Here is a 7,555-nt window from a genome sequence, read left to right as displayed (position 1 = left end):
TTTTACACCCTCTTCTTTGTTAATTTAAGTAATACTTTGCTCAAGCTTTCTTCCGTAAGATCCTCTGCATCAGCAAAATCTGATACCGTAAAAGCTGACTCTGTTGTTGGTTTATTTATAAGTTGGCGAAGATGCCTCAACATACCATCTGCTATTACTTGAATTTTTAATTTAGAAAACTGTTCTCTACTATACATCCAAATAAAATGTAACTTTTCATCTTTCACCATTCCGATAACATCAATTAGATGAGATGGCTTGGAGTCTGGAGCATGATCTAAAAATGTAAACCCTGCCTCTTGCATAAACAAAGATTCCTTTGAAAACACCTGATCAAATTGGCCCAAATAGTTAAAGCTTATTGAAGGCTTTTGCTGATAAAACGGAAGTATTTCTTTATTCAAGTAACGTAAAATACCATAGTCTACTCCGTGATTCGGAATTCGACGCAATTGTTCTTTGACAGCCTTTAAGCCTTCAATTGGTGTTTTAGTTCCTTGAAAATTTAGATGAACAGGATAAATACTCGTAAACCAGCCCACTGTCCGTGATAAATCAATACCTTCAATCATCTCTTCTCTCCCGTGTCCTTCTAGATGAATAGAAACCGTTTGCTGATTTGTACAATCGACGATAGCTTGTCCTAATGCCGCCAATAGTACCTCATTAATCCTTGTCTTATGAGTGACTGGAACTTCGTGTAACAATGCTTGTGTTTCTTCTACTCCTAAAGTCCTCGTCACTTGATCAATAGATTCTTCTGTTGTTTCTTGTATTGGATAGTCCATTGAAATTGTCATCGTTTCTTTTTCTACTTGTTCATTCCAATAAATCTGTACTTCTTTTGAAATACCCGAATCACTGTATGTCTGGAGTCGTTCAGACCATTCTTTAAAAGATGTACTTTTCGCAGGTAAGCGAATTCTTTGACCTTGTTTCATCTGGTTATATACCACCTGTAAATCTTCCAATAGAATTCTCCACGATACTCCATCTACTACTAAATGATGAATCACCCAGAATATTCGATCATTTCCAGTCAAGTTATCCTCAAAGTAAACTACTCTCATTAACGGACCAGTAACTAAATTGAAACTAGCTTGATTAATGTTCATCTCTTCTTGTATTATTTTATTCCACTCTTTTTCATTAACTTTGTTCCGTTTTACAACATGGAGTACTGACAGCTCATCAGTTCCTTCATTTCTCTGCCTCCATGTTCCGTTTGGTAACTGCTCGTACCGAAAACGTAAAGCATCATGATGTTTGATTAAATTTAATATTGCTCCCTCTAGTAACTTCACATCCAATCTCTCTTTTACTCTTAAAAGCATTGATTGATTCCAATGCTCTGGATGTGGATGTTCTTGCTCGAAGAACCAGTACTGAATTGGAGTAAGAGGCACATCTCCTGTTACAATCCCCTGCTCCGCTTGTACTCCCTGCGTTTCTATAGCCAATTGTGCCAGCTCGGCAATAGTTGGGCATTCAAACATTTGCTTTGGAGTAAGTTTTAACCCTAATTGACTTGCTTGAGATATGATTTGAATACTGAGAATCGAGTCGCCACCAATTTCAAAGAAATTATCATAGATTCCCACCTTTTTAATACCTAATACTTGCTTCCAAATGGTAGCGAGTATCTGTTCATTACTATTCCGAGGGTCAATACATTCACTATTAATCTGCTTTTCCTCCGGCATAGGTAAGGACTCACGATCAACTTTGCCGTTAGCTGTAAGTGGAATGGCTTCCATCGTCACATATCCCGAAGGTACCATATAGCTCGGTAGTTTCGCTTTAAGATACTCTCTCCACGCACCTACATTTCCATCTCCTACAACATAAGCTACTAATCGTTTATCACCCGGTTGATCCTCTCTTACAATTACAACTGCCTCTTTTATAGATGCATATGCATTTAAAGTAGACTCAATCTCCCCAATCTCAATTCGGAAACCACGTATTTTAACCTGATGATCAATTCTTCCACGATAATCCAGATTCCCATCTGGCAAATACCTCGCTAAGTCTCCTGTCCGGTATAATCTTGCTTTCGGATCACTACTAAATGGATGAGATATAAAGCGCTCTGCTGTTAATTCAGGTCTATTTAAATACCCACGTGCAAGCCCTGCCCCGCCAATATAAAGCTCACCATCTACACCTATAGGAACAGGTTGTTGATAAGCATCTAATATATACACTTCTAAATCTGGAATCCGTTTTCCGATATTACTTCTCGAAGCATGATGCACATCATCTAGAGTAATTGGATAATACGTAACATGAACTGTAGTTTCTGTAATTCCATACATGTTAATTAGCTGTGGTTCTTTATCCCCATATCTTTGAAACCACGGTAACAAGCTAATGGGTTCTAACGCTTCTCCGCCAAATATCACATAACGCAGCTGCAAGTTTTTATTCTTATCTTCGTGTTCACACACTCGTATTAATTGTCGAAATGCGGAAGGTGTCTGATTTAGAACTGTGACTTCTTCCTCCACCAATAATTGATAAAAATCTTTTGGCGATCGACTAATCCAGTACGGAACAACAACTAATTTTCCACCATATAATAATGCTCCCCAAATTTCCCATACTGAGAAATCAAATGCATAAGAATGAAAAAGCGTCCAAGTATCTTTTTCATTAAATTGATACCAACAATCCGTCGATTTAAATAACCGAATGACATTGTGATGATCTATCATAACGCCCTTTGGATTCCCTGTTGATCCCGAAGTATAGATTACGTAAGCTAGGTTTTGGGAATTCACATTAGAAACCGGCAAGGTCTTACTTTCTTTCCCAATCTCTTCTTGATCACGATCCAGGCAAATCGATTCAACATTTTCTGGTAACCATTTCAATTCTTTTAAACTTTCTTGCGTTACGAATAACTGAATGCTTGCATCCTCTAAAATATATTGAAGTCGCTGCTCTGGATATGTTGGATCAAGTGGAACATAAGCCCCACCAGCCTTCAAAATCCCTAAAATACCTACAATCATTTCGAGAGAACGTTCAACACACAGTCCAACTAAAGTATCAGGTCCTATTCCCTTTTTCTGCAGATAATGAGCTAACTGATTTGCACGTTCATTAAGCTCCTTATAAGTAACTTTTTCTTTTTCATACGTAACTGCAATAGCGTTTGGATAAATCATTGCTTGTCGTTCGAACAATTCATGAAGAGTTTCCCGAGGTGGGAAATCCAGCTTAGGATTGTTGAACTCAACTAAACTTTTTCTTTTATCTTCATCAGAAATAATTTCGATTTCAGCTACCTTCTGCTTTGGGTTTTCAAAAGTGTTTTCCATTATCGCTAACATAACGTTAAAAAAGCGTTTTATCTCTTCCTTAGAAAATAGCTCCTCACGATAATCAATATGTACATGTAAAGAGTCTATATCAATTAGATTTTCAATATGCACTGCAAAATCTTGTACCTCTTCACGGTTTGCGATCCATAGTGAGTCACCACTTTCATCACGATCCCTATAATCAATCGTAGTTCCGAAAAGTCTCACATTGCTGTTATTCTCTTTATTAATCTGCTTTAATAATAAATCAAATGGATATTTCTGATGTCTTAATGATTTACTTTGTTTTCTGGACACCCTACCAATAAATGAAAGCACTTCTTCTTCTGGGTCAATATCCATTCTTAAAGGAACTGTACTCACCATCATTCCAATCAATTTTCGTTCCATTTTAGTCATACGGTTGCCGTAAGCCATTCCTAATGCAATATCAAGCGATGAAGTCCACCGATACATGGACAACGAGAAAGTAGCGACAAAAAGAGTATATAAACTAAATTTGTAATTTTCGGAAAACAATTCTATTTTTCTCTTCAAATGCTCTGATAATATAAACGTTTCGCGTGATGCTTTGGTACTAACTTGGTACGTATTATAGGGCTTCAATCCGGTCACAGATGGAAGTGTTTTAAATTCCTCTAACCAGAATTTTTGATCTTTTTGAAAGCGACTACTATTCAAGTATGTTTGTTCATTAGCCAGAAATTGAACATATGAATTTTTAATTTCGCCTTCCTCAGTCTCGTTATGCATTTCATAATAATGTTTTGCAATCTGCTCAGTAAATATTTGAATTGATAAACCATCCATGATAATATGATGAACATTTCCAAAGACTGCACATTCATTATCGTTTAATTTTATTAAGGCGAAATAGTATAAATTCGAATTAAATAATGTAAACGTTTCTTTTGTTTTCTGCTCAATCCATTCCTCAAGTAAATCTGAATTCTCCACATTACTGAAATCGAAAAACTCAAATTCTTGTTCTTCATGTTTAATAAAATATTGTTTAGGTTCCTGATGCCCATTTTCTTTTAATCTAATGCACAGACCGTCATTTTCACTGATAACACGATTCACAACTTGGTTTAATTTTGAATAATTCATTTTTCGATGAAGTTTAAATAAAAATCTTAAATTACATATCCCTTTATCAGAATGAATAACTTCTGTATACCATATTCTTCGCTGCGGGTGACTTAATGGAAAACATTCCTCATTGGTCATAAAAAATCTTCCCTTCAAAAATTATTTGCTCTTATAGGTTCGTGTTTATGTTTAGCCCATAAATATTTCTGCAGTGAAACTCCAATTACTCCAATGACAACAAGCCCAATCCCGCCATAAACATAGAGTTGAGTTACTCCAAACAAATGCACTAATGGGCCACTCATAGCAGGAGAAATAATTAGAACTGCGTTTGTTAAACTGCTTTGAATACCAAATACTCTTCCTACTTGATCTTGATCAGATTCTATTTGTAAAATGACTTGATTAGATACAAGCATCAGCCCACTTCCAATACCAGCGATAAAACTAATCAGATAGGCCAAAACGAAGACCGTACCGGGCGTTATCAAACCAATCCCCCCAAAACCAATTCCCATTAAAACCATGCCTCCACATACTACCCAACCATATTGAAATTGTTTTAATTTCTGAGTTAGTAATGCACCAAGTATTCCGCCAAGACCAATAATAGAAATGATATATCCCATTTTACTTTTATCATGTGGGAATAAGCTCTTAAATAAAGTCGGGAATTGTGAGTCTACTAATTGTAATACTGCCATGGCTATTGTAACGAAAATCATAGTTGATAATATTATCCGATTAGATAACACATAGCCCCACCCTTGTACCCAAGCGGCCCAAGTGCTTTGCTTTTGCTTTTCAACAAGTTCTTTCGATATAGTTTCTTTGAATTTTATTGTGGGTATCAGAACTAACGTAGCTAATAAACAACTTATAGCTCTTATAATGAGGCAGAACTCTGGCTGAAACCAACTCAGCAACATGCCCCCTATAAGTGGGCCTACTATCTTGGTACCCTGCTCTACTATTCCGTTGATACTTACTGCTTTAGTAAGCAAATCTGGGGATACAATCTGTCTTGTTAGTGTTTGTTGTGCAGGATAATAGAAAACAATAAAAATGGAACGAATCATTAATGCCACTAAGAGCCAGTGGATATTTTGTACAAATAAAAGAGCAATTGTTATTAAACCAACCATCAAATTACAGAACATCATAATTGGAATTTTTCTAAAACGATCTGCAATAACACCTGCCCATGAGCCAAAAATAATTCCAGGAAGTGCATATGCAACAGGGATCAATCCAATCATAGTAGGATCTACTTCCCATTCAAACCCAACTATAGTCATAATCGCTAACATATCAATAAAAACACCAAGCATAAGCAATGAATAGGCAGAGAAAACTTGTAAATAAACCCTATTTCCTAATAGGCCTTTTGAATCGGTAGTTTTCATAAAATGTGCTCCTTAAATTTACTAAAACGGATGTTTTGGTGTACACAATACCTCTTTTTTGCACATAATTTATAACTCTACATATATCCATCCGAAATTTAATAGTATTCAAACTTCAATAACTATAAAATTCAATATCTTTGGTATAATTTATGCATTCAAATATATTTATTTTTAGTTTTTATACGTTCACTTCTGACTCTAAATAATCTTTTTCACCTATAAACGTGGACAAATTAAATGATTTCTAGTTATATCGTCATTACAACCACAGTAAAAAACGATAATATTTCATTAATTTATCTGAACAACTTTCTTTGATTTTCATATTCTACAAGCTAAAACTCTACTCAATGAAAATAATCCATTAACAGCTATCTAACCCTAAAATTTATAATAGTTAAACCATCCAAATTACACCCTCTTTTCAGAATTGTCTTTTTTTTCTATTTAAAATACTATCACACAAATTTTCTAGCTACTATCTTCATAAAGTTGAAATAATCAAATTAGAAAATTCAGATAAAAAACGAGGTAAATTTGCAATTATCTTACTCAATATTATTTTCACAAACGCTATTGAATCCTAACAAATAGTAAATCCCTCTTTTTCCACATGTATGTTAATCATAAAAATTACTTCTTTTCCTTAAAACACTCTCGTTACTGATTTATTTTTCATAAATAGGTCATACCTGTTTCACCTTTCATGCCTCTTTATATTTTTATCATACGCAATGAAAATCTCCCCTCCTCATTTATTGTTAATGTATTAAAAACTGCTCTTTGATACTAATTGTTTTTCTGTCACATACGGTAGTGTCAAAATGTCATGATTTTTATGACATAGCTATTAATCCAGCAGGATCCCACTCAAATTTTATTATTCTTTATAAATATGACAGAAGTTCACTATCCACTATGACTCGCCGCTTGCTACACTCTGTTCATACGCTAACGGGCCGCTAACTCGTTGTGCTAATAAAAATGTGGCTAAAAAACTTACAAAGATAATTCCAAATGATTATACAAACGCATATAGATCTTTTATATTTGATTCCCCGGTATTAAAATGGTTAGAAAGTAAACAAGTGCATGCGATACTATCTATTCTTAGTGTACTAGTAGGAATTGTATTTTTTATATTTACAATTAGTTTCTTGTACTTCCGTTTATTTACAGATTTAGATCGAGATAAAAGCCAATTTCAAATGCTTTCTAGATTAGGGTTAACTAAAAGAGAGATAAAAAAAATTGTAACCCAACAAATTAGCATATTATTTTTTATACCTATTTTGATTTCTGTTCTTCACAGTAGCGTGGCCTTCTTGGCAATAAGGTTTTTAGCGTAGAGCAGACACATAGACTTACCTATTGCAGGAAATTCTATTCTCATATTCACGAGCTTTATTAGTGGACAAATAATTTACTACCCTATTATTAGAAGAAGTTATTTGCGTCAAATAGTTCATTCCATACATTAAAGTGGAAAATGAGAGAAATGCTAATGGTATTCCGTATATATACCTCTTAATTAAAGCCACTTTTTTAATGGAAGAATACGCTATTCTTTCTGCAGAATCAGAGGAAGGAATAACGTATTTTTTGCTCTATGGATAGTGTAACGTCTTAGCTTGACGGCGATGTGGTAGTACCCCACATCCATCAACTTAAGGATTTAGACTATTTTTGAAGTTAAAAGCACGTTACTATTTTCTTATGTTAATG

2 protein-coding genes and 1 pseudogene are annotated in these 7,555 nt (G+C 34.6%); 1 reads left to right on the top strand and 2 read right to left on the bottom strand.

Features of this window, described 5'->3' with window-relative positions; translation table 11 throughout:
- Positions 1-2 precede the first annotated feature (2 nt).
- Positions 3-4,559 carry a non-ribosomal peptide synthetase gene (locus JDS81_RS25425; RefSeq protein ID WP_097954262.1) on the bottom strand — a complete coding sequence of 1,519 codons (4,557 nt, stop codon included), beginning with the start codon at positions 4,557-4,559 and terminating at the stop codon, positions 3-5.
- A gap of 14 nt (positions 4,560-4,573) precedes the next feature.
- Complete coding sequence (locus tag JDS81_RS25420) at positions 4,574-5,827, bottom strand: MFS transporter (protein ID WP_000858625.1); 1,254 nt, start codon at positions 5,825-5,827, stop codon at positions 4,574-4,576.
- Positions 5,828-6,813: 986 nt separating this feature from the next.
- Between JDS81_RS25420 and JDS81_RS30580 the strand changes: the two are divergent.
- A pseudogene (locus JDS81_RS30580) lies at positions 6,814-7,311 on the top strand (ABC transporter permease); the annotation flags it as partial.
- Between the last annotated feature and the right edge of the window lie 244 nt (positions 7,312-7,555).

The organism is Bacillus cereus group sp. N31 (assembly GCF_016483245.1).
GTDB classification, from domain to species: domain Bacteria; phylum Bacillota; class Bacilli; order Bacillales; family Bacillaceae_G; genus Bacillus_A; species Bacillus_A toyonensis.
The sequence above is the reverse complement of the archived record's forward strand: the minus strand, read 5'-3'. Positions and strand labels throughout refer to the sequence as shown.